This is a genomic window from Roseburia sp. AF12-17LB (assembly GCF_003479605.1).
GTDB classification, from domain to species: Bacteria; Bacillota; Clostridia; order Lachnospirales; family Lachnospiraceae; genus Roseburia_C; species Roseburia_C amylophila.
This window is the reverse complement of record NZ_QUHR01000014.1, coordinates 25310-48932: the sequence shown is the minus strand read 5'-3', so window position 1 is coordinate 48932 and position 23623 is coordinate 25310. Positions and strand designations below refer to the sequence as shown.

Annotated in this window: 29 protein-coding genes, 1 tRNA gene and 2 pseudogenes; 1 reads left to right on the top strand and 31 read right to left on the bottom strand. The window is 41.1% G+C overall.

Annotated elements, in window-relative coordinates; all coding sequences use genetic code 11:
• Nucleotides 1-30: 30 nt before the first annotated feature.
• From DWV68_RS13365 to DWV68_RS13275, 20 genes are all read right to left on the bottom strand, one after another.
• Nucleotides 31-321: a hypothetical protein gene (locus DWV68_RS13365; protein ID WP_012744351.1), complete on the bottom strand. Its 291-nt coding sequence runs from the start codon at nucleotides 319-321 to the stop codon at nucleotides 31-33.
• A 79-nt stretch (nucleotides 322-400) separates the two neighbouring features.
• Nucleotides 401-1234, bottom strand: coding sequence for a hypothetical protein (locus tag DWV68_RS13360; protein ID WP_015517474.1), 834 nt, complete (start codon nucleotides 1232-1234; stop codon nucleotides 401-403).
• A 168-nt stretch (nucleotides 1235-1402) separates the two neighbouring features.
• Complete coding sequence (locus DWV68_RS13355; protein ID WP_117485423.1) at nucleotides 1403-1909, bottom strand: hypothetical protein; 507 nt, start codon at nucleotides 1907-1909, stop codon at nucleotides 1403-1405.
• A gap of 63 nt (nucleotides 1910-1972) precedes the next feature.
• Complete coding sequence (locus DWV68_RS13350; protein WP_117465418.1) at nucleotides 1973-2641, bottom strand: DUF3879 family protein; 669 nt, start codon at nucleotides 2639-2641, stop codon at nucleotides 1973-1975.
• A gap of 42 nt (nucleotides 2642-2683) precedes the next feature.
• Complete coding sequence (locus DWV68_RS13345) at nucleotides 2684-3352, bottom strand: hypothetical protein (protein ID WP_118666013.1); 669 nt, start codon at nucleotides 3350-3352, stop codon at nucleotides 2684-2686.
• 191 nt (nucleotides 3353-3543) lie between these two features.
• Complete coding sequence (locus tag DWV68_RS13340) at nucleotides 3544-4278, bottom strand: sensor histidine kinase (protein ID WP_243089574.1); 735 nt, start codon at nucleotides 4276-4278, stop codon at nucleotides 3544-3546.
• Between the two features lie 32 nt (nucleotides 4279-4310).
• The gene (locus tag DWV68_RS13335; RefSeq protein WP_243089572.1) at nucleotides 4311-4931 is read right to left on the bottom strand and encodes a hypothetical protein; all 621 of its coding nucleotides are present in this window, start codon (nucleotides 4929-4931) and stop codon (nucleotides 4311-4313) included.
• Between the two features lie 82 nt (nucleotides 4932-5013).
• Entirely contained in the window at nucleotides 5014-6051 is a 1038-nt protein-coding gene (locus DWV68_RS13330) for a DUF4885 family protein (RefSeq protein ID WP_118666009.1), read from the bottom strand.
• 208 nt (nucleotides 6052-6259) lie between these two features.
• The gene (locus tag DWV68_RS13325; RefSeq protein ID WP_118057764.1) at nucleotides 6260-6805 is read right to left on the bottom strand and encodes a hypothetical protein; all 546 of its coding nucleotides are present in this window, start codon (nucleotides 6803-6805) and stop codon (nucleotides 6260-6262) included.
• A 156-nt stretch (nucleotides 6806-6961) separates the two neighbouring features.
• A complete protein-coding gene (locus tag DWV68_RS13320; protein WP_242986232.1) occupies nucleotides 6962-7345 on the bottom strand; it encodes a hypothetical protein in 384 nt (127 codons plus the stop codon).
• A complete protein-coding gene (locus DWV68_RS13315; RefSeq protein WP_117698920.1) occupies nucleotides 7305-7952 on the bottom strand; it encodes a hypothetical protein in 648 nt (215 codons plus the stop codon). The genes DWV68_RS13320 and DWV68_RS13315 overlap by 41 nt, the downstream gene beginning before the upstream one ends.
• 120 nt (nucleotides 7953-8072) lie before the next feature.
• The gene (locus DWV68_RS13310) at nucleotides 8073-8450 is read right to left on the bottom strand and encodes a hypothetical protein (RefSeq protein WP_117698921.1); all 378 of its coding nucleotides are present in this window, start codon (nucleotides 8448-8450) and stop codon (nucleotides 8073-8075) included.
• Between the two features lie 66 nt (nucleotides 8451-8516).
• Nucleotides 8517-9344, bottom strand: coding sequence for a hypothetical protein (locus DWV68_RS13305; RefSeq protein ID WP_118057765.1), 828 nt, complete (start codon nucleotides 9342-9344; stop codon nucleotides 8517-8519).
• 16 nt (nucleotides 9345-9360) lie between these two features.
• Nucleotides 9361-9519: a hypothetical protein gene (locus tag DWV68_RS14480; RefSeq protein WP_154267374.1), complete on the bottom strand. Its 159-nt coding sequence runs from the start codon at nucleotides 9517-9519 to the stop codon at nucleotides 9361-9363.
• Nucleotides 9520-9604: 85 nt separating this feature from the next.
• Complete coding sequence (locus tag DWV68_RS15120) at nucleotides 9605-9721, bottom strand: AgrD family cyclic lactone autoinducer peptide (RefSeq protein WP_243142571.1); 117 nt, start codon at nucleotides 9719-9721, stop codon at nucleotides 9605-9607.
• Nucleotides 9722-9768: 47 nt separating this feature from the next.
• Nucleotides 9769-10317: a hypothetical protein gene (locus DWV68_RS13295; protein WP_117698923.1), complete on the bottom strand. Its 549-nt coding sequence runs from the start codon at nucleotides 10315-10317 to the stop codon at nucleotides 9769-9771.
• 45 nt (nucleotides 10318-10362) lie between these two features.
• A complete protein-coding gene (locus DWV68_RS13290; protein WP_117698924.1) occupies nucleotides 10363-11136 on the bottom strand; it encodes a hypothetical protein in 774 nt (257 codons plus the stop codon).
• A 95-nt stretch (nucleotides 11137-11231) separates the two neighbouring features.
• The gene (locus DWV68_RS13285) at nucleotides 11232-12488 is read right to left on the bottom strand and encodes a sensor histidine kinase (RefSeq protein ID WP_117485421.1); all 1257 of its coding nucleotides are present in this window, start codon (nucleotides 12486-12488) and stop codon (nucleotides 11232-11234) included.
• Nucleotide 12489: 1 nt separating this feature from the next.
• Complete coding sequence (locus DWV68_RS13280) at nucleotides 12490-13197, bottom strand: LytR/AlgR family response regulator transcription factor (protein WP_242986234.1); 708 nt, start codon at nucleotides 13195-13197, stop codon at nucleotides 12490-12492.
• A 394-nt stretch (nucleotides 13198-13591) separates the two neighbouring features.
• Complete coding sequence (locus tag DWV68_RS13275) at nucleotides 13592-14110, bottom strand: nitroreductase family protein (protein WP_069432379.1); 519 nt, start codon at nucleotides 14108-14110, stop codon at nucleotides 13592-13594.
• Nucleotides 14111-14271: 161 nt separating this feature from the next.
• Between DWV68_RS13275 and DWV68_RS13270 the strand changes: the two are divergent.
• Nucleotides 14272-14511: pseudogene (locus DWV68_RS13270) on the top strand (winged helix-turn-helix transcriptional regulator); the annotation flags it as partial.
• Between the two features lie 21 nt (nucleotides 14512-14532).
• On the opposite strand, the gene DWV68_RS15195 reads toward DWV68_RS13270, so the two are convergent.
• From DWV68_RS15195 to DWV68_RS13215, 11 genes and pseudogenes are all read right to left on the bottom strand, one after another.
• Complete coding sequence (locus DWV68_RS15195; RefSeq protein WP_118612385.1) at nucleotides 14533-14655, bottom strand: transposon-encoded TnpW family protein; 123 nt, start codon at nucleotides 14653-14655, stop codon at nucleotides 14533-14535.
• A gap of 200 nt (nucleotides 14656-14855) precedes the next feature.
• Complete coding sequence (locus tag DWV68_RS13260; protein WP_118057768.1) at nucleotides 14856-16733, bottom strand: AAA family ATPase; 1878 nt, start codon at nucleotides 16731-16733, stop codon at nucleotides 14856-14858.
• A 16-nt stretch (nucleotides 16734-16749) separates the two neighbouring features.
• Nucleotides 16750-18264 carry a MobQ family relaxase gene (gene mobQ, locus DWV68_RS13255; protein ID WP_117465448.1) on the bottom strand — a complete coding sequence of 505 codons (1515 nt, stop codon included), beginning with the start codon at nucleotides 18262-18264 and terminating at the stop codon, nucleotides 16750-16752.
• Between the two features lie 231 nt (nucleotides 18265-18495).
• Nucleotides 18496-18792 carry a DUF3847 domain-containing protein gene (locus DWV68_RS13250; RefSeq protein WP_117465423.1) on the bottom strand — a complete coding sequence of 99 codons (297 nt, stop codon included), beginning with the start codon at nucleotides 18790-18792 and terminating at the stop codon, nucleotides 18496-18498.
• Nucleotides 18793-18874: 82 nt separating this feature from the next.
• Entirely contained in the window at nucleotides 18875-19705 is an 831-nt protein-coding gene (locus tag DWV68_RS14805; protein WP_227194785.1) for a hypothetical protein, read from the bottom strand.
• Between the two features lie 105 nt (nucleotides 19706-19810).
• Nucleotides 19811-20185, bottom strand: coding sequence for a hypothetical protein (locus tag DWV68_RS13240; RefSeq protein ID WP_330416213.1), 375 nt, complete (start codon nucleotides 20183-20185; stop codon nucleotides 19811-19813).
• Nucleotides 20178-20504: a TnpV protein gene (locus DWV68_RS13235; protein WP_118057769.1), complete on the bottom strand. Its 327-nt coding sequence runs from the start codon at nucleotides 20502-20504 to the stop codon at nucleotides 20178-20180. The genes DWV68_RS13240 and DWV68_RS13235 overlap by 8 nt, the downstream gene beginning before the upstream one ends.
• 2 nt (nucleotides 20505-20506) lie before the next feature.
• A pseudogene (locus DWV68_RS13230) lies at nucleotides 20507-20926 on the bottom strand (ParA family protein); the annotation flags it as partial.
• A gap of 14 nt (nucleotides 20927-20940) precedes the next feature.
• The gene (locus tag DWV68_RS13225; protein ID WP_118057770.1) at nucleotides 20941-21807 is read right to left on the bottom strand and encodes a ParB/RepB/Spo0J family partition protein; all 867 of its coding nucleotides are present in this window, start codon (nucleotides 21805-21807) and stop codon (nucleotides 20941-20943) included.
• Between the two features lie 335 nt (nucleotides 21808-22142).
• A tRNA-Arg gene (locus tag DWV68_RS13220) sits at nucleotides 22143-22214 on the bottom strand.
• 441 nt (nucleotides 22215-22655) lie between these two features.
• Nucleotides 22656-23528, bottom strand: a complete 873-nt coding sequence (locus DWV68_RS13215) for a DUF3881 family protein (RefSeq protein ID WP_118057771.1) — start codon at nucleotides 23526-23528, stop codon at nucleotides 22656-22658.
• Between the last annotated feature and the right edge of the window lie 95 nt (nucleotides 23529-23623).

Below are 23623 nucleotides of genomic sequence, written 5' to 3'. Positions count from 1 at the left end.
TTGGCTAAAAGCCTGTCAATATCATTTTCCTCAACACCAGCCATTTTTGCTATGCGCCGTAACCGTAAGCACATGACCTCCATTAACACGAATACTTTGTCCTTCTGCAATATTAACAGAATTATTCTGTCTGCTAATTGAAGCACCCTTCGCCAATTTTATTGGTGTTTTTAACGCTTGTGCCAGATCCTCTACCGGATTTAGTAAGTGCTGCAACATCGCCCCATTATATGCTTCCTTATCTTTAATAACTGTATTTTTATAATTAGATGTAAGTGCTCTTGTATTGGGATTAATATAACTTGATATTGATTGCATCATCTCAACCTCCAATTATTTTCATTCCTCTGTCATTCGGAATCTATTCACTCTCCATAACGGTCCAAGTGATCTATTACTTTTATGACCATCTATACCAAGTTCCGCTATTCAAAAGCTGTGACATACTTTCTTCATATCTTTTCACTGCTTTCTGCTGAATGGAACTAGGCACCACATAATCGTTACCAACTTCACTTATTTTCCCATTTACCAGTTCGCAATGTGTCCCGTTTATCACAAATTCTCTGCTTGTATCCACTCCCTGTGACGCAAGAAAATCTAAAATATAATCGGTGTATGTATCTGTCATACTTGAAAAATACTGCTGATCCGCAAAATGTATCAGGGAGTTCAGACCACCTATCATCATATTGCATCTTTCATCATCTGCCTTGCTTCCGTTTCCATAGCCCTCGCCCCAGACAAAATCTTCCTGTACCGTCATGCTGTATCCATTTCCAAGATTAAATCTGCTTCCAACCCCAATCGTGATACTGTTTGTACTGGGATCATATGGTTTGTACCCTCTGGTTTTAAATGGCTGCTGTACGGTTCCAAAGGTTTGAATCTCGGATGGGAGATATGACATACCCGTAATTGCCGTAAACGCTTTCTGCCCATTCACATAAAAGGAAGTATGGGTTGCACTGTCTATATCCGCTGTAATCTCGACTTTCTCATCATTGGCAAAAGGATTCTGTCCGGTCATTCCGGTTCCATATGCAAACAGCATTCTTGTAAACTGATATCTTGTATGCTCATCAAAATGATTCAGTGTCTCTGTATCTTCTCCCTTTACATCTCCATTGCAAAAATCAACAAATTCATTTTTACTGCCATCCTTTGTAGATAGCTTACCTGTTTTTGTGTTATAAACAAAATTATAAGAACTTCCTACGCCTGTTATACCCATTGCATTTCCTCCATTGCATTTTTTCGTTGATATTCCTCTGTCATTCGGAATTTGCAATCACTTTCCTTATATGGTCCAAGTGATTTATAAATATATAAGTAACCATATTATCTCCTACCTTATATAAGTCTCATAACAACTGCCAACATTCTCTTATAACATTATAACTCAGTATCTTTGCTCCTCTTGCTGCCACATAAGCTCTTGACTTCCCAATTTGTTTAAATCTTCTATGCTTTTTTTGAACATTGCGATAAAATCTCTTCTGTCGTTAAGTCCCATATTACCAGCTTCAAGCGGCAGAGACGTGAAACCTCCCTGCTTCTCCACTTTGTAATGTGCCTCCAATGCACGCATTTCGACTACTGTAGCATTTGATGGATTAACATCATTGATATAAATTCTTTGCTCAAACTCTTTCCCGTTTTCATCCACACCTTTCGCTAACACCACTGGATTTTCATCCGTCGAATCATCCGCATATTTAAGGCAATAAGAAAGACCTGTACCATTACCTCCTGTCCACAACATATTATCTGTTGTGAATATCTGGTATACCTTTGGTGTTTCAGCCGTATAAAATGTCTTTTCCGCAGATGCAGGTGCTTTCATATAATTACTTTTTTGTTGACCGTACAATGAAGATACGGTATTCAGACCAGAACTAATGTTCATATTTTTGTTCCTCCAATCAGCTCAAAATTTTCTCTTTTTAATTATTCAAATATACCTGATATGTTAAATTTTAGTATCAAGCGTTGCCTGTGCAGGAGATTTCCCCGACTCTGCCAATTCTCTTGTAACACTATCTAATGCACCATCTTTAATTGGCTTACCAATTTCCCAGTTAGGATCAGCCTTTTTTGCGGCATCATAAAATGCCTGTCTGTAAATTCTCTCATATTTTTCAAGGGTGTACCCGGCAGCCAATCTGTCCTTTTTCTGCATTTTGCGGTACAAATTGTTATATACCTCGGAACGTTTTGTTGTATCTCCATTGTGGACACCGTTTTCACGCAGGAACTCTTTTTTTGTCAGTTCATACATTTCTTCTTTGCTACTATCCGGAATTGATATGATCCTTTTTCTCGAACTTTCATTTTCATCTGTCACTAAAAGTCCTGCCAGTCCATTTACAGGGTTGATATAATCTCCATCCTTGTCATAATGACTCATCAGATTTTTTATTCCCTGAATATTGCCATACATTGCACCATTTCCAGCAGACATCATTTGTTTTACTGCGGCTTTATATTGTTTGCTGTTTGTGTTAATCCCGGCAGCTTTTAACTTGGACTGAACAGAACTGCTGTTCAACTGGGACAACTGAAAACTGCCTATTGCATTTACTCCTGATGTCCCAAATGATTTTTGAAACAAAAAAGCATAATCCGTTATTTTTGACATAAAACATCCTCCCATATTAAACCTGTTATCTTACCTATATCCTTACGCTTTCCTATCAAAAGACGTTTTCTCTTCCAAATAGTTCGGCAGTTCTTTCAATTCTGAGCTTTGGGCATTCTTTTGCGTATGGCATTCATTGAAGTAAATTCCGTAAAATTCTCTTTCCTTTTCCCGCTCAGCCGGAGTTCTTTCGCATCCCCATCCATAACTATCTCCCAGATAGGTCAACACTTTTGTTCCTTGATAAGAAATGTCGGCACCATATCCTTCGCCTGTCAGAATCGGACATTCCAGTGTGCCTCCTCCCGCCAGAGCAAACTTCTTTTGCGCAAGGTTGTTATTTTTCCCCTCTGCCCTCTCCAGAAAATCGAGCAATGATAATTCTCCGATTCCTTTGCATTTCGGATTACCATTTTGACTTTTTACCGCATTTTTAGCCTGCTGATATAATGCCTTTCTGTCAGGGGATACATCGGATATGTATTCTGCACATAACCTTGTTCTCTGCCTGTGAATAGATTCTAATTCCGTTTTACTCGTAGTGTTGGCAGCTCTCTGAGCCAGTTCCTTAATCTCAGAGACAAACTCTGCCTGTGACTTATTGCTTTTCCCTGCACTTGGAATCATAGACCAATCAGGTTCTCCACTTCTCAGCGATACACTATATTTTGTAATAGCAGAACTCGTTGCATTTGAAATCGATATTCCCATGAATTCACCTCATATTTTCTACCTTCTCTGCATATATTTTAACCTCTATATATACTTATCCATTTATCATATTCATTCTTTAAAATTCTCATAACATACTTATTTCCTCTATTTTTTTATCGGATAAAATAACCTGTTCTCCTAGTCCCATATCATCAAACGACCATATTACGCACACAAAGACCATCTCTTTACAAGATAACCACAGCCTTAAATTCATTTTCATCGCAGGAAAGCACCATATCACCGCCATATTTATCCACAACTGCTTTTACATTTAACAATCTAATACCGTGATGATCCCCTCTTTTGCTCTTTATCGTATCATTTTCAATTTCCACCTTTTCTGTCACCGGATTTCTTATCGCAAATATCAGTTTATGATCTTCGCACTCTAATTTCAGATGAATGACCGCTTTTCCGGTATTTTTCAGTACTTTTTCACTCTCCCGGATTGCATTATCCAGTAAATTGGAAAGCAGAATCACAATCTCTTCCTCTTCCAGACAAATCTCCTGCAAATCCCCTACTTTCAGGATAACCGCTATGTGTTTCTCCTGCATGCTGCGGTACTTCTGGTTTAAAACAGCATTGACCACCGGATGGTTCGTGTTGATTGCCGACATCTCAACCGCTATGCTCTCTGTCAGTTTCTGCGTAAATGAAAGTGCCTCATCTGTGTGTCCATTCTTAATCAACGTCTGGATTGTGGAAAGCTGATTTTTATAATCGTACATTTTTCTTCGCTGACGCTCATAGATTTCTTCCCGGTCCTGATAATTTGCAATACGATTTTTCTGATTTTGTTCCGTAAGTACCGTAATTTTTATTCTCTCTTCTTTTTCAATGGTATTCTGCATGAACTCCATAAGGATAAGGTTAATCACAACCAGTCCCACCGAAAGAAATAAAAATACATTCTGCATGTCAATACATCCCGGCATACTCATATCAGTTTCTATGCCAGCACATCAAATGTCGAAACTCCATTTTCTGTCACTCCTGTAGAAGTTGAAGTACCTAGCAGTTCCACCAGTTTTCCTGTTAGGTCTGCCACATCTTTTCCATCAATTTTCAGATTATATTGCCGTTCTTCCTGCTCCTGTTTTTCGGCACGCTGTTTTTCCAGCCGTTCCTCTGTCTCTTTCTTTTCTGCTTTCCTTTTCTCGAGTCTTTCTTCAAGTTCTTTCCTTGCTTTTTCTGTTCCCGGATCAACCTCATCTGTTACCAGTACTTCTTCTGTTATGCTATCATATCCATTTATTGTATCCGTTACACTCAGTACCTTACAGCCACGAGCACTTTGAGCAGCTTTCAATTTTTCGATACTTTCCAGTATTAAAGATAGATTATACTCCAACCATTGTTTTGTCTTTTCATCTCCCATAGCCTTTGACAAAAGAGAACTGTTTATATTTACGGAATAATCCCTGCTTCGTAAACAATCGTATTTTTGTGTTAAATAGTTCTTATATTCATGAGCATTCTTATATGTCCTGCCCGTTTTGTTTCCAGCATTTTGTGTATTGCCATAACTATTCGTATATGACGCATAAGTTCCTATTCCTGTAACTGCCATATTAACATATCTCCTTTCATTATTCGGAGTCCTTCCAACTATGCCACCTGTTGGATTTCTCTCAGAATCAATATAATATTGATCACACGCTAGCTTCAAATATACTTTGACTAATACCTTTCATCCACATATTCTGCGTTGCTCCATATCCTCTTTCCTGCCCTATATCATACAATCCACTGCTGTCAAATCCTATTTTTAATACCAAATCATTTTCTTTCTTCCAGCCATTTTTAGCATATTGCAGCCATCTCTTAGAATAAAGTTCATACCCTGCACCATTTTTAGATTTTTCCTTAAACAATGCCAGTAAATCTGTACCATCCTCTGCAATAAAAGTACCATTTTTATATGTCGCATTGCGTGCATCATATCCAGTTGTCTCATACACTTCATGCCATAAAGAATATTGGTTTGCCTTTGTCATATTTGCCTGCGAATTAACAATTTCATTATCTGCATCATGCATACAAATCCACGCATGCGTCCAAATATTTTTTGCATTATCTCCTTCATTCAGCAATTTTTCTATCTGCGATAATGTATCTCTATCTGCATTTCCCGACACCGTTAGTTGATATGTATATGGGTCAATAGAAAATACCAAATCTGCCTGTTTTGATATTGATATCCCATTCTTTGAAAGTAGATTTGAAATTTGCTGATTTACAACACTTCTGGCATGCTGTTTTTCCCTGTCAGTATTGCGTACATAACCAACACTTCTTGAACCACCTGTATATACATCCTTGTAATTCCTTAATGCATAATCATACCGGGCAAATCCAGCCGAATATTTTCCTCCTGTTTGTAACATTCTTTTCTCATTGCGGTAAGCTATGGAACGCTGATCTTCTGTCATATATGAGCAAAAATTAGGTGAGGTCACATCACAATATTTTGATTCGATATATGCCATTGGATCAGAATGAGACAAATTTTCTTTGTACACTTTATCATAATGCTCCTGCAAAACTTTTTGTACGAAACGATCCTCCTCTGTAAGTCCATCATATTGATAACCTACAGTTGTACCAGCACTGGAAGTATTGGGCAGGTTGTTTAAATCCCTGCCCGCTGGAATGTTATTATAATAGTCAGAATTATTTACAGTAACCATATTATCCCCCTGCCTTATATAAGTCTTATAATCTGTATCATGTAAATCATACTGGAACCTTATCGATAAACTTTTTTCATTTTATTTTCCACATTTTTTCTTCATTATTCGGAGTTCTTCCGACTATGTCACCTATTAGATTTCTCTCAGCCTCAATATGATATGTAATCCAAGTTCTCTTTTTTTCCTATGTTCAAATGACTAAGCACTATTTATACTTACTATTTGCATTTGGCAAATTAAGATATGTATCCATACTTTTCGTCCAAAGCAACGATAAGTCAAACCTTCCCAATTTGTTTAAATCTTCTATGCTTTTTTTGAACATTGCGATAAAATCTCTTCTGTCGTTAAGTCCCATATTACCAGCTTCAAGCGGCAGAGACGTGAAACCTCCCTGCTTTTCCACTTTGTAATGTGCCTCTAATGCACGCATTTCGACTACTGTAGCATTTGATGGATTAACGTCATTTATATATATTCTTTGTTCAAACTCTTTTCCATTTTCATCCACACCTTTCGCTAACACCACTGGATTTTCATCCGTCGAATCATCCGCATATTTAAGGCAATAAGAAAGACCTGTACCATTACCTCCTGTCCACAACATATTATCTGTTGTAAATATCTGATATACCTTTGGTGTTTCTGCCGTATAAAATGTCTTTTCCCCAGATGCAGGAGTTTTCATTTGATTACCTTTTTGTTGACCGTACAATGAAGATACGGTATTCAGACCAGAACCAATGTGCATACTTCTATTCCTCCAATCAGTTTATCTGAATTGTACCGTCTGCTATAACAAACTGTACATTTAACTCAGACATAATATCTTTGTGCTGTGTCCGATTATATGCTAAAATTTCCCGGATATCGCTTGCGTAAATGTCCCTCCTATTTACCATTGCATCTACCCATTTATCACATTCATTCCTTTTGAAATGCTTTCAACTTTCACCGAATCCTCAAATGTGACTGTCATCTGTGTATCGTAAGTTTTCCATTCAAACTGCGACCAGCTTACACCGTTACCGGTATGATCATAAGCCTTGATTGCATCGTTATATTGCTTTTTTTGTTTTTCTGAATATTCCGGCACATTTTCAGTATTATTTATTTCCAACAACATTCTTAAACTATCTGGCACTCCATCTAACGCTTTTCTCCACGCTTCACTCTGTTGCTTTGCAACCGCCATCTCATACTGCATAACATAATCCTGATATGCCTTTTCTCTCGCGGCACTTGCTTCTTTATCTACCTTTAACAACTGCCGTTTGGTATCTTGCTTCATAAGCATTAGACGCTTTTGACAACAGCCTTTCATTGTTCCACGACCGTAATAATCGGCTTCTTTCCTGTTCCTGCTTTGCAATCTTTTCATTCAACATTTCCTGCTGCTGTTTTTTAACCTGCGCCCGTTTTTCCAGATATTCTTCCAAAAGCTCTTTTTGTCTATCTTTCTTGTTGCTTGTCTTTTTATAAAAACTGTTTTGTGAACGAGCAAAAAATTCCGATTGATTATTAACACCAGACCATGAATCGCCCCTATAATCTTTAGCAGTAGCTCCTACAGTGAGCACCATAGAAGCTTCCAACGGTGCAAAGGACGAAGTTAAGTCACGTTTAAGTGCTGATAATATCTTTTGCCTGTACTCCGGATCATCTTTCATATTCTTAAATGCTTCCTCTGATATGTTGATAGCCACATTGGTTATAGTTCTATTTCTGGGTATCTTATCAATTTCAGCATAAAATTCCTTTTTGAAAATCGCCATTTCTTCCGCTTCTGATAATTCCTTTGTATTGCCCGTTTCTCCCGTGCTGTTTACGCTCTTTGTACTTTTCGTTGTTGCAACATTGTTCTGATAATAGCTCTGTCCTATTCCACTAATAGCCATTTTTAATCCTCCTTTATCAGCACTTTTTCATGCCTTTATATCAAATAGGCGTTTGCGAAACGCCAAAAGCCGCATAAATACGGCATTTTTTGTTGTTAAAATAAAATATCTCCTCAAGATTTATGGTAAAATAGAGTTGCGAGAAACTATCAACCAATCCTGATATGCCTTTTCTCTCGCAGCACTTGCTTCTTTGTCTGTCTTTAACAACTGCTGCTTGATATCTTCCGTCAATTCCACCTCTTTACCATTGACCGTAACATATCCTCTTGCAACTGCCCTGCTGACCATTGCAGAATCAGAGAAATGCACAATATAAGAATTTTCTTTATCTCCTTTTGTGATACCCAATACATCCTTTCCAGATGTTGCTGTGATTTTTTCTTGTTCGCATACCTTTTTACTTTCTGCATTCTGTTGGCTATAATGCGGATATTTACTATATAAATTTTTCTGTCGGTCATAGATGGAATCAATCTGTTTATTTAAAATGTTCATAGTCCACTGCCCTCCCTTGCTTTTTCCTTATTATTTCAATATTTCTCAAACATTTTAATACCCGCATTAAACAATAAAACCAATTTTTTCAAACAGAAATTCACAATATTTATGCATATCCTGATTTCCGCTTCTTAAAACAGAAGAAAACAAAGACTTTATATCTATATTTCCTCCCGTTCTTTCATATTGCTCCAGATAAAGTGAACGGAACTCTAAATAAGAATCTTGAATATAATCACATGCCTGATTTATATCAAAGGCATCAAACGATTCATCCAATTTTGTATTCTGAAATTTCTGCTTATTTTCTGCATTTTGCTTTTGACTTTTGGCAACCATTTTGTCCCATTTTATCAGTTCCTCAAAACCTTTATTTAGCTTTTCCAATTCTTCATCCATTGACAACAGACGTCTTTTCCCACTCTCTGGATTATCGCATACATACACTTCTCTTGTTCCATTCCTATATCCTTCTACAATTTTTTGATACATAGTAGAATAGGCATATGCAGCTCCCATTCCAATATCATCGAAACCATACCCATTTTTACTTTCACGGATACTTTTTAAATATTTAGCATTTTCATCCCATAATTCTCGAAGATAATCATTTGACCAAACAGTTTTAGGCACCGTTTCTCTGATATAATTTGCGTAACTAGCGTCTAAGGCAAAACTATCATGTATATATGTGTTTTCCTGATTTTCCCCATCGACTTCATCTGAATGTTCTATCTTCCGGCATACGTCCTTGCCGGATGTTACGGTCATTTTTTCTTGCGATTCATTTGCCTTATGCTTTTTATGAGAAAACCCTATAGTTTTCATATGATCGCCTTTTTGATGACCGTACAATGAAGATACGGTATTCTGACCAAAACCGATGTGCATACTTCTATTCCTCCAATCAGTTTATCTGAATTGTACCGTCTACTATCACAAACTGTACGTTTAACTCAGACATAATATCTTTGTGCTGTGTCCGGTTATATGCTAAAATTTCCCAGATATCGCTTGCGTAATCCTGATAGGTCAGATTCCCGCCCGGATTTAACTGAATTTTCAACGCCTAATCCCATATTAACTCCTTTTGTTTTGCCATTACGATAATCACAACCGCAACACTCCACAAAATATTTCATTATTCTGACCTAGTTTTCCCTTTTCTTCGGTCTTTTCGGCTGGTGATAAATCGCTGAACACTCTGCCGTCCTGCCAAGAACTGTTTTTTCCACTTCATTCCGGGCAATTCTCTCCACTACCTTCAATACCTTGTTTGTAATCTTTTCTTTCTTCAAAATTATAGAAATTGATACTATGCATATATATCAAAACCTACCTTATTTTTAGTTGTCGCTTCTATAGCAATCATATTTTCTGTTTTTTTATCTTCTTTTTCTTTATCCTCTTTCATTCTCTCCAGCCATTTGTCAATTTCTGAATCCGTACCAGTCTCTCCAAAAATGCCACAGGTTGTCATTTCGGTTCCATTATTCGTAAACTTAAACTCCACTGATATCAGTTTACTACCATGACTTATTGCCGCCTTCTGTGCATTTCGTATAACATCTGGCATAATTGCTAAATTTTCCTCAAGCCATTTCGCAGTTTTTTCATCTCCACATGCCTTTTGCATTACACTTCTGTCAATCAATACAGAAGCATTTTTGCATGGAGTCAAACATTTATACTTGTTAGTCAAATACTTTGAATAGTCTGATACATTTTTAAACTTATTGGCTGAATTCATAGTGTATCCTGCATAATAATTCTTTTCACTATTCTTTGATGGCTTTACATTTTCATTTTTTACATTTCCGTATGTGTATGTATTGGCATACGATGATACTCCATTAATTCCCATACTGCATCTCTCCTTTCTATTTAGCCTTGATTTTTTATTTGCAGGCTATTGGGTTTTGTTCGATACGCTTACTGCCATTGTAAAATTTGCCTCATAAGAAGCTACTGCCTGACTTATTGTGACAGTCTTAGCAGACGAACTACTCTCAGCCACCAATCGAGTTCTGGCATCCTGAGCTGATAACCTTTTATTTTGCACATATTCTTCATAAGCTGTTCTTTCCGCTTGTTTTTTCTGAATCCGCTTTTTTTTCTGTTGTTGCTTTACTTGATTTTCTATTCTATTTTTATTTTCTATTCTGCGCTCCCAAAAACTATTTTTTGACTTATCATTAAAAATCTTCCCACCATTCCCATTGTTATAACCAGCACTCCACATCTCAGCATGACATTCTTCTTTTGATGCTCCATAATATATTGTAGAAAACGCTCCTCCGCATATACCGGACCATTTATCTGGTTGTGACCAACCCACTTGCAAATCATTTAATACCCATGCTTCATACTCTGGATCATTCTTCATTGCTTCAAAACCCGCCTCTGAAATTGTAACAGATATTGACTCGCCTGCTCTTGTGGGGTGCATTGGAATTTGAGATATTTTATTGTAAATGTACTGCTTGTATTCCACCATCGTCATATCTTTAGCAGACACAGAACCTATTTTTGAATTGCCCACTATACTTCCACTAGCTTCGCTCTTTTCTCTTACACTATCCGCAAACCTTGTATCTTCCTTCTCCTGATCTTTAGCCGCATTTTTCTGTTGGTACTGATTGTAAGCCCGTGTCATATAGTTCACATTAATTGTATTACTCATAGTAACCTCCTTTGCTTTCTTTATCGGATAAAATAACCTGTTCTCCTAGTCCCATATCATCAAACGACCATATTACGCACACAAAGACCATCTCTTTACAAGATAACCACAGCCTTAAATTCATTTTCATCGCAGGAAAGCACCATATCACCGCCATATTTATCCACAACTGCTTTTACATTTAACAGCCCAATGCCGTGATGATCCCCTCTTTTGCTCTTTATCGTGTCATTTTCAATTTCCACCTTTTCTGTCACCGGATTTCTCACCGCAAATATCAGTTTATGATCTTCGCACTCTAATTTCAGATGAATGACCGCTTTTCCGGTATTTTTCAGTACCTTTTCACTCTCCCGGATTGCATTATCCAATAAATTAGAGAGCAGAATCACAATCTCTTCCTCCTCCAGACAGATCTCCTGCAAATCCCCTACTTTTAGGATCACTGCTATGTGTTTTTCCTGCATACTGCGGTATTTCTGGTTTAAAATAGCATTCACCACCGGATGGTTCGTGTTGATTGCCGACATCTCGACAGCTATGCTCTCTGTCAGCTTCTGCGTAAAGGAAAGTGCCTCATCTGTGTGTCCATTCTTTATCAATGTCTGGATCGTGGAAAGCTGATTTTTATAATCGTGCATTTTTCTTCGCTGACGCTCATAGATTTCTTCCCGATCCTGATAATCTGCAATACGATTTTTCTGATTTTGTTCCGTAAGTACCGCAATTTTTATTCTCTCTTCTTTTTCAATGGTATTCTGCATGAACTCCATAAGGATAAGGTTAATCACAACCAGTCCCACCGAAAGAAATAAAAATACATTCTGCATATCATCGTTTTCTGAATAAAACATAAGAATGAAACCGACCACCGTAAATACAGGAACACAGAAAAACTGTAACCATTCTTTTCCTGTAATCAGACCGTAGCTTTTTCTTGTCTTGCTAAATCTTCTGATAAACAACATCAGAATGATAAAAGCCGTCTTTGATATCAGTGCCTGTAAAAACCATTTTTCTTGGATTGAACCTCCTCTTCCCAGCAAAACAGTCACATAATCAATCAATACAAGCATTGTATAGTTGATGATTGAAAATAAAAAACTCTGCCGGAAGGAGACCTCATAATAAGCCAGATTTAGTAAAGACATAACCAGTATAATCAGGATACATTTTAACATTCCGATCCATATCCCTGTGACTGCTGCCAGATAAAGCACTCCGCAATAAACAAAAAATCTGTATCTGTTCCTATATCCGCCATCTCTTTTTTCCATAAAAGTATCAAAAAAGTATAGCGTTCCTTTTACTTCCAGCATTTCCGCAATAAATACCAATACCCAGAATGTCATATTATTCTTCTCCTTTATACAGCATATATTCCCTCTTCACCTGTGCATATCGTGCCTTGGGAACCGGAATCTTTTTTCCCGTGGTAAGTGTCATCACATATCCGCTGATCTTTGTAATGTACCTCATATTTACAAGAAAACTTAAATGCGCCCGCACAAATCCCATATTCTTTAATTCGTTTTCCAGTTCATCCAGTTTTTTATAAATCTGAAACGTACCTTTTTCAGTATAAAATACATTTTTGTGAAGTTCTGTTTCTATATAAATGATGTCATCTGCATAAAGTTTTATCGTTCCCTCCACAAAACGAAATTCGAGAATTCTACGGTTTTTATTAATTTCTGCTATCAAATCATCCATACATTCTTCTATGGTGTCTGCAAGGTTATCTTTCAGCAGAAATCGGCTTGCTTTCACCTTATATCCATCCAGTGCGTAATTCATGTATGCCGTCACCAGCACAACTGGAAGTTTTGGATATTTTTCTTTAATCCTCATAGCTGTTTTCAGCCCATCCATCCCCTGCATATTGATGTCCAGAAATAATAGCTGACACGCTTCCAAAGCCGATTGTTCTTCGCATAACTGTTCTCCAGAATCATATTCTGTAATAGCAAACTCATAATTCTTTTTTTCACCATAGTCTGACAGCAAATCTGACAGATTTTTTCTGTCATCTATCCTGTCATCACAAATAATAATGTTCATATTTTTCATTCCTGTCTTTAATTGCTCTCATGCCTATAAACCATACAAGTCTCACCTAGCACTCTTTATTATATCAAACAAATCTTTCACTCGATCATTCTCTGCATCAAATGACTATTTTCCGCATAGAACGACTATCTCCTATAGAAACGCAGAAGCACTGTATCTCAAACTCTTTGAAATACAATGCTTCCCTGCATTTTCTATATCGTCATGTTGATATTATTACTTTACTATCCTGCACACTCTCTGGGAGTGACTGTATCTATCAAAAAAGAAGCCAGCAGTTTATTCACACACTACTGACTTCCTATATTATTCATTTTATTTACTTCGCTGTGTCTCAGACAAGTTTTCCATCTTTAAACACAATCTCTTTTATTTCTTAATATGCTTAAAAAGTTTCGTAACAAACAAGGCTTTCAAGCGCTTTTCTATCCTTTGAATGTCTGTCTGGTGATGCCTTTTCTGTGTCAGCATATCCCACCGCAATAATTGCTATTGGTTCAAGGTTACTTGGAATATTAAACTCATTTCTGATAATCTCAGGATCAAAATATGTAAGCCAACAAGAACTAAGTCCTAAATCCTCTGCTTCTAATACTATATGATCCGCAACTATTGTTGCATCAACACTTACCATATCCTTTTTATCAAACGGACGCACAAAAACATCTGAATGATCCCCACATACAATGATAGCCAACGGGGCGCCATGATAATTTACTCCTTTAGACAATTTTTCTTTTGCTTCTTGGCTACTAATTACTAACAGTCTCTGCGACTGAGCATTTGCTGCTGTTGGAGCAATTCTAGCAGCCTCCAGAATTTTGTCCAATTTTTCCTTTTCAATCTCATCAGTTTTATACTTTCTTACAGAACATCTCTGTTTTGCTAAAGATAAAAACTCCATAAAAATATTCCTCACTTTCATTTTTAATACATTTTTGTTGTGCCTGCTCAACAAGTACGCTATAATGCTATCACAGTATTTCTTTTTTACAAGTACGCACTTTTAAGTGCCATACTACCCAAAATGATACTATGGATTCAAATTTCAGGAGGTCGTATATAATGAAACCATGTCAATCTTTCCAATGTCCAGTAGAAGCAACCCTTCAGCTTATAGGTGGTAAATATAAGTCACTTATCCTATGGCATCTCATTGGAAAAACACTTAGATTTAATGAATTAGGAAAGCTCATTAAATCTGCAACTCCCAAAATGCTTACCCAGCAACTTAGAGAATTAGAAAATGACGGATTAATCAACAGGGTCGTTTATCCTGTAGTTCCTCCCAAAACCGAATACTCTGATACGTTTTGTCAAGGGTGTTTAAGAACTTTTTTCGCTGTCATTCAAAATCAGACGCTTGATTTTGTCGCTCATGGTTTCTTTGCTCGTTTCACTGAAATGGATTTTGACGCGGTAGGTGGTCTTTCCGATTTTCTTTATCATTACAGGTGGCGCGGCTTCCTTTACGGTCAGAGGGGAAGCGGTTGCGGGGGTGCTGCGGTTGCTGGTGTCGTTGTTCATAGGCTCTCCTTTCCATGAGAAAAGCCCCATGCGGTCATACATGGGGCGGTGGTTTTGAGGTTGAAGTGGCGAAGTGGCAAAGTGGCAAGGTATCTGGGTTTTGCCACTTGGATTTTGCCGTTTCACTTTTTAAGAGCGTGATACCATGCCGCGCCAATGCGCTTTGAGGTAATGCGCCCGTCAAGGTTTCTCTTTGCCGCCCGGACGGTACGGGCGGATATGCCCGCTTCTGTAGCGGCTTTCTCTATGTCCTCGCTGGCAAGCTCTTTCCCGTCTGCCAGTAAATCCAGTATCAGCCGTTCCGCCTGTTCGGTTTTGGTGGCGGTGTTGCCGCCCGCGCCGGACAGCAGCTCGTCGGCGGTGATGTCGTATTCGCCTATCCATGAAAAGCCCGTTTCCGGGTCAAGGCAAAAGGCAACGGGCTTGCCCTCCGGCGCAAGGGAAGATTTGTCATGGACGATAACGCGCACATTCGGTTCTCGCTTCACGCGCCCGATCAGCAGGACGCTCCTTGCTGCGGCGCGGAAGTCGATAGAACCTAAGCCCCGGTATGCGCTCTGCCCTCCGGCAGCTTTGTTGAGATGTCCGATAAGGATAACGGCGCACCCGGTACGCTCGGCAACATCGGCAAGGCGGCGGAACATGGGGCGCACTTCGTTTGCCCGGTTCATGTCGGTTTTTTCGCCCATGTACGCCTGTATGGGGTCAAGGATAATCAGCCGCGCCCCGTTCTGCGTGATTGCCTTTTCTATGCGCTCATCGGACAGGGTAAGCTCCCGCTTGGCTTCATCAATCACAAGCACCCGGTCAAGGTCTGCGGCGGCTTCTATCAAGCGTGGCTTGACGGTATCGCCCAGCCCGTCCTCGGCGGTCTGGTAAATTACTTGGAATGGCGGCAAGGGCTTCATTCCCGGCAGCGTTCCCCCGGTGGTGCAGGCGGCGGCAAGGCGTAGGGCAAAAGTGGTCTTGCCCTCGCCGGGATTGCCCTGCACAATGGTTACTTTCCCAAAGGGAATATACGGCTCCCATAGCCATTCAACGGTCTGTGTGTCAACCTCGCTCATGCGGATAATCTCAACGGTTTCTTCCTGCGGCGGCTCTTTCAAGCCGTAGATTGCTTCCCGCAAATACTTCCCGTCTGTGATTTCTGCCCGGTGCTGCAATACCTCGTTCCAGTCCTTGAAAAGAGGGATAAGCCGATGGACGGTCAAGCCCTCCGGCACAAGCTCCGCAAGGCGGCTGCAAGCGTCGCTTCCGGCTTGGTCGCTGTCAAGGCAGAGAAAAACGGTCTTGATGTTCGGACGGTCAGAGAGAAAGCGCAACAGGGCTTTTTCTCCCACGCCGCCCAACGCCAGATAGCTTTGCTTCTGCCAGTCCTTTTTGAACAGGCAGAGGAAAGATAAGAGGTCTATCGGGGCTTCAAAGACAAACAACCTTTCGCCCTCGCCACGGTAGCAGAAGTTAAAGGCTTTGTCGCTGCCTTTCACATCAAGCCGAAAACTCCCGGCTGTGCCGCGCTGATGGGCGTATCGCGGTATGCCGCTTTCATCTCTGCCGACGAATACGGCGTTATGGTGGGCGGCTTCCTCGTAAATATCCCCGGTGGAAAAGAAAAAGCCCGTCACATCTTCATCAATGCGGCGGGCTGCTGTGAGGTAGTTCCTCGCTATGCGGTTGTCGGTGCTGCGGGGTGGTAGCCGGAAGTCGGATAGGGGCGCGGGGCTTGGTCTGTCCAGCGGCGGGGCGGCTCCTTTTTCGCCTGTCAGCAGTTCAACGGCTTCGGTGAAGCTCTTGCCGAAAAACTCCATGACAAAATCAATGGGTGCACCGCCCTTGCTCTGGCTGTGCCTGTACCATTTGTTTCCCCGGACGGTCAGGCTGTCGTGCCGCTTCCAGCGGTATTCCTGTCCGGCGCGGGTAAGCTGCTCGCCCTGTGATTGCAGGAAAGAAACAAGGTCGGCTTGGTTGGCGCGGTCTATCTGTTCTTGGGTGTAATACATAAAAGTTCAACTCCTTTCAGCGGTCTATATCATGCCGTTTGGTGCGGCTCTGCGTCTGCTCCGCTTGGTCGGCGCGGAGTGCAATATCCACGCATTTGCGGATTTTTTGAAGCTCTGAAACATTGGTGCGGGTATCTTTCAGTTTGGTATAATCGCTGTCCCTCTGTGTTTTGAGGTCAGCATATTCCTGTTCCCATTCCGCAATAGGCAAGGTCTTTGTTCCTTTCTGCAGATTTGCATGGAGATAGCGACTTGCTGCGTTCCATAGGGTCAGCTCGGCGCGGTGGGCTTCCTCGTACTTGTCGCGCTTGTTTGTCCAGCCGTTTTGCAGCTTTTTCAGTTCATCGTGAATGGGCTTGTACTCTGTGTAGTTCTTCCCGTATTCAATTAGCTTTTGTAGCTTCTTCATGCGTTCCTCGGCGGTTTTCATTCCTGCCCGGATTGAATAGGCTCTATCACTGACAGAGGAAAGGGAAGCGTCAAGCTCATCAAGATTAGAGATACCATGCTCGGAGAGATAGTTGACCGCTGCCGCTATGGTTTTCAGTTCATCGGCTGTGTGCTGTTGTTGCCAACGCTGCGAATACTTCCGGCTCTTTTCTCTCTGAACGCTCAAATACTTCATCAACAGATTTGCAAGGTTGGGAGATTGCGGCGGCGGCTTCGGGGCGGTTTCCCACACTTTGAACAGGTCGGCAATCCATTCTTTGAGCTTGCTAACCTGCGCCCGGATTTCCCGTATAAGGCGGTTTGCTTTTTGGATATTTCGGTTCAGTTCGCCTTTCTCGGTGGCTACACCTTTCTTCTCCATTTGACAGGCGGCTACGCCCATATGGACGGTCGGTATTTCGTCAATGCCGCGCTCGGCGTTGCTGCGGTGGTCGATACGCTCCGGGCTTCCGTTTCTCTCCAAAAAGTCGTTGGTATAGTCAGCCCATGCCTTGCGCCACAAGAGGGTGTTGTCCTTGTCGTTCCAGCCTGTAAGGTCAATTTTGTGCGTCTTGTATCTGCCACTTGGCAAGCGGATACGCTCGCCGTTTTCGTCAAGGTCATATTCCTTTTTGGATTTCGCCGCCCATGCTCCGCGCTCGTCAAGGGGGCGCATGGTAAGCATAATATGACAATGGGGGTTGCCGCTGTTGGTGTCGTGGATAACAAAATCCACACACATTCCTCTGGAAACAAATTGAGAGGAACAGTATTCCCGGACAAGCCGGATCTGTTCCTCTCTGGATAATTCTATGGGGAGTGCTGCGTCAATCTCACGCGCAAGCTGGGCGTTCCCGGCTTTCTCGTAAAGCTCCACGCTGTTCCACAAGGTTGAACGGTCAGCGAATGAGGGCGGTGCGTGGGGCGGCAACATGATTTCTGTATGGACAACGCCGCCTTTGCGAGTGTAGTCATGAGTCATTCCGTCCCATTCGTTTGTCAGCTTTTCGCCGCTTCGGTAGGCGGCTGCGGCAACGGCTGATTTGCCTTTTCCTCGGCTCACAATGCCGATGTTCCAATGGTAAATGGCTATGGGTATCACCTCCCGGATAGGATAATAAAACCCGCAAAAATGGTACAGACGCCAACGGCGGGTGTACTGTTTTTGTGGGTGTGCAGGGATAGCCGCGAAGCGGCGCAAGGGGTGCAGCCCCTTGTTGCGGCAAAGCCGCCATATCGGAGCGCGGGGAAATCTCCCTGTGCGAAGATAAGCCCTCGGCAGAGCGCACACGCCCGTAAGGGTGTATAAGTGCGCCCTTAGTTCCTAAGGGATTTATTCGGCGTTCCTGCTTTCGGCTCGTTTTTTCAGATATTCCCGCGCTGGTTCACTCGTCAAGGCAAGCCTAAGAAGTGCTGCGGCTTCCTCGTCGGTCATGTTCTTTGCTTCCGGCACAATGCTTTCAAAGACCGCGCCCCGGACAATAAGGCGGTGGCTGCGTGTTCTGCGTTCCTCTTTGGATAGCTTCTGACGCAGCATCTTTTCCCGATTTTCAAACTGCCGGATTTTCTTCTTCCCGTCCTCAATCTCGGCAGTCAATTCCTCGCGGGTTTTCTCTCTTGGCTTTGTCATGGGTGGTCGCTCCTTTCTGCCTGTCGGCATAGAAAAAGGACAGTCGATTTTCTCGGCTGCCCTTGTGGGTGGCTATTCAATTTTAGTCTGCTGTTTTCAAATATATAAAATAGCTTGCTGTTCCGCCATAGCCATTTTCAGTATTCCATTCAGCTGTTACTTCATAAATATATCCGCCCAGTTTAAGAGTGAGTACGTTTCCAACAATAGTTACATCTTCGCTGTTTGTAGCAGGCTCTCCCCAATGTTCGTCACTCCAGCACTGCACACTTAAAATTGTATCTGGGTCTTCTGTAAATCTTAATGTAGCTGTTGTTTCTGTTGTTTCAAATGGCGGGGACAACAGATCCTTGCACTCTAACGGGTGTGGGCTATCAGCTATTGTGCTTTCAGCAGTTCCGTCAATATTTGTTTTTTGCCACGAATAAGTTCCTAATACTGCACCGATAGCGGTTTCGTCACTCACAACGCTTAATGTGGGCGGTTCTTCCAAAATTATATTGGCAGTCCCAGAGTTTAGTAATTCATTTGCATAGCTGTTGAGTGCTTCACATGGCTCATATTTTGTCTTATAACCGATACCGTCAATGACAATAAATGGGTTATACGCCATAATATCTGTTTGTGTACCGTCTACCATAGTCAAGGTAAAAACAACGCCTTGTCCATCATACTCTGTGTAAGAATTATCCTCATTATAGACAACAACATCATTCAAATATTCAACTAATTCTTGGATATTTTCAATCTCAATCGTTTTGTCTGGCGGTGTTAATAACACTTTAGCGGAAACAATCTGCGCTGCGTCCAAATCCTTATACGGTTTTTTCCCCTGTTGTGAAAAAAATACGATTACCGCGATACCTACTAAAATGATACAAGCTATTGCAATCATCAATCTCTTTTTTCTCATGGAACAAGCCTCCTGTTCTTCTCTGTTACTTGTATAGACGAAAAAATTGAAAGGAAGTTTCACTATCTATAAATATCATAGCACATGGTTATGAATAAATCCACCTCATTTCAGCCTGTCAGTGGCCTTGTTTTCTCTGGCAGACCGCCGCGCAGCTTCCCGCCGTTCCTCGTTGTATGGGGCGGTCAGACGGAAAGAGAAGCGCCCCTTTGCAATCTCAAACTCCATGCAGCCCGTTTCGGGGTCTGCGTCGGTCTGGCGGCACTGGTCGGGGTACTGTCCGGAGTAGGCGGCAAGCCGCTTCTTTAAGTCGGTGTTGTGGGTGCGGATATGGATAATCGGGTTTTTCTCGTCAAACCAAATATCGGTGGTCTTTTCCTGCTTCGTAAGCCCTGTTCTCATAAACTCTCCTTTCTGCGCCCCTGTTACGCAATAGGGGCATTTTTCGGGTGTTTTTTCCGGCTCTTGACCGTCAAACATAGACTAGCTCAAACTTGGCAATTTCCTCCGCTTGCGCCCTGCAAGCGTTCATCAGTCCCACCCATTTCATGGGGTCGGTAGCTTTGAGTGCTTCGGTAGCTTCCGCGCTCCTTGCAAGCTGCGGCATGATAAGGTCAATCCGGCTCCGGGCGGCTTCGTCAATCTCGGCGCAATGCTCATGCAGCTTCTCATTTGCGACAAGGGCGGTGTAGAGGTCGGGGCGGTACTGTTCAAGGTAGGCTTTCCGCAACCGCCCGTAATGCCCGATATACGGGCGCGGGGCGGCGGGGGTGTTGCCATTGTCAATGAGTATTCTCATGCTATAGATTTCATACTTATCCAGGTTATACAATCGATTATGATGTAATCATAAAATTCTCTCAGCCTGTCTACCATAGATCTCAGAATCAGTTCCCTGCTCATGGCATTTACCAAAGACACCTCTATTGCTGATAATTCAATGTTGGCTGGGATAAGGTCTACGCCTTCTTTATGGTGTAAGATTGTCTTTTCTATATTCAGTTTTTCATCATTCACAATGTTCATCATCAGTGTTGCAAGAGAATACTCCATTTCATCCGGCTCCTCATATCCCAGGCTGATTGTAAGACTTCCCTGTGGATCAGCGTCTATCAGAAGTACTTTTTTTCCTTCCTGTGCCAATCCAATTCCAAGATTCACACATGATACTGTTTTACCTACTCCACCCTTTTGATTTGATACTGCTATTACTCTGCACATAATCCGTTCCTCCTTTATGCATCCCAATATTTGTTCATATTTAATTTCAACATTTCCAAAATTTCACGCCTCATCTGCTCTGCCGTGTAACTGACAGGAAAAAATCTGTGAAGCTGCTCCGTTTTGAATACTACGCGGTCTATCTCTTTTTGCTTAATTTCACTTAGGATATCTTCCATATCCCTTACTGTAAGGTTCCCATCCGAACTTAATTTCTTTATACGGAGTGCCTGGGAAAGTGATGGTGTGCACTGAGCAAATTCCATTGCATCCAGCATTTCCTTTTGCTCCTTCTTTTTCAGAAATGACAACTGAACTGCCGGGGTAAATCCCATGCTTCCGTCATCCACCTTTTCAAGCATTTCAGGAATAAGTTCCGTTATTTTGATATACCTCTGAACCTGCTTGGGGCTGTCTCCGCATTCTTCTCCAATGAGCTCAATGCTTTTCTTTCCCAAATTATGGTCTACCTGACCACATTTTCTTCTTCCTGCCTTCCTTTTGATTGCTTCATACTTCATTTTGTAAGCAAATGCTTTTTCGCTTGGACTAATCATTTCCCGTTGTAAATTTGAATCAACCATAGATACAACCGCTTCGTCATCTTTTAATACACGAATGATCACAGGTACCTTACGATAACCTATCTTTTCAGCTGCAAATTTTCTTCTGTGACCCGATATGATCTCATAAGTTCCATCCTGCCTCGGTCTGACTATCAGAGGATTTAATATTCCATACTTCTTAATACTCTCCTGCAATTCAATCATCTGACTGTCCGCCTGAACCTTGAATGGATGGTTTACAAATCCCCGAAGTCTTTCCAGCTCAATCTCTACAACTCTTTCATCCTGATTCTGCAATTCCTTCTTTTCTTCCATAGGCAATTTCCTTTCCCTGAACGCAAAAAAGCCCGTCCAGAATAGATTGTATTTCTCTAATCTGAACGGACTCTTCCGACAGGCCTGATATCACAGACAAGAATATCGTGTTTTGTTTCACTGCTTTTCCTAATTTTACACCCCAAAGTTCATCCTACACTGTAGTTAATCCGTCCGGGTGACAGACTAGAAAATGTGAATCAGTGACAAGCATCCATCCCCGCTGACAAAATCAGTATATTTAACCCTGTTTCGCTGACAAATTTGTCACTGAAATTGCAATTCTGCATGAAAAAAGCGGCAATGAAACTATCTTCATTACCGCTAAAAATGAGCGTCTCCTATAGGAATCGAACCTACAATAGAGTCTTAGGAGGACCCCGTTATATCCATTTAACTAAGGAGACAAATGCCGTATTTTCGGGCTTTTCAGCTCTTTTGGCTCCGGCTGCCATATCTATGAATTCAATCACTCTTGTGATGAATTTCCATTGTATCTTATTTTGACATTCAGGTCAATCCCTGTTGAAATCGAACTCTGACTTATCACTTCTCAACTTCCATAAGTCTCAACCATGATTGAACCTTAGGAGGACCCCGTTATATCCATTTAACTAAGGAGACAAATGCCGTATTTTCGGGCTTTTCAGCTCTTTTGGCTCCGGCTGCCATATCTATGAATTCAACACTTAGTGATGAATTTCCATTGTATCTTATTTTGACATTCAGGTCAATCCCTGTTGGAATCGAACTCTGACTTATCACTTTCCAACTTCCATAAGTCTCAACCATGATTGAACCTTAGGAGGCACTTGTTATATCCATTTAACTATGAGAACTAATATTACCTAATAATTTACTTTTCCCTGCATCCAGATGACTCCCTTAAATCTTCTGCCAATTGCAGGTTCCCCCAGAAGGTCTTTTTCATTGATGCAGACATCATATATCAAATCGTTACAGTCCAGTGTAAGCAAACAGATTTTATCACCTGTCATCTTATTATTCTCCATCCTGTAATCTACAATTTCACCTAAAATGGAATACTGGTCACTTTCGATTCCGTATGGCATAAAATAGGAATCTACAATACTTAAGATATCCTCGTTAGCTATTCGTCTTGACAACATGGAATACGTATCAATATCTTCCAGTGTAAGATTTTCAATGGCATCTTCGTCTCCCTCTCTTGCAGCTGCAATGAGATAATTACGGTCCTGACTGTTTTTCTTTGTATTCTGGATCTGCTTTTCATTTTTGCTGATTGGCATAATGATTTTTCCATTTAATGACAATGCACTTAATGTAGCGGACATTGGATGCATCTTCGGATTTCTATGATGCTCGGATAAATATTCTGCAACATTCTGTAAATAGAAAATCAATGTAACGCCCAGCTTCATCTCGTCACAGACACCGGCATAAGATTCTTTTTCGGAATGCTTCTCTATCTCTATCTGCTCCTGGGTCGTAATTCCGTCACCCTCTACATACGGGTAATAGTATTCGGTATGAAAGGTTCCATCTTCTGCATATTCTCCGCAAACACGGATTCCAGCTCCCGGTGCAATCTCTTTCGTCATTTCTACAAATTCATTTCCCATGGAATCTTCTGAAACTTCAATTCTATCCGGGGATGAAACGATTTTATCCGTGAGTTTCTCTATATCAGATTTTTTCATATTGTTCTGAAATCCAATTGCTCTTAAATAGCTATGCACGAATCTGTTCTTCCTTCCTTGAAATACCATCTGAAAACCTAAAACAGGCATACCCTATTATATAGTATGCCTGTCATTTTTACAATCTGCTTTCT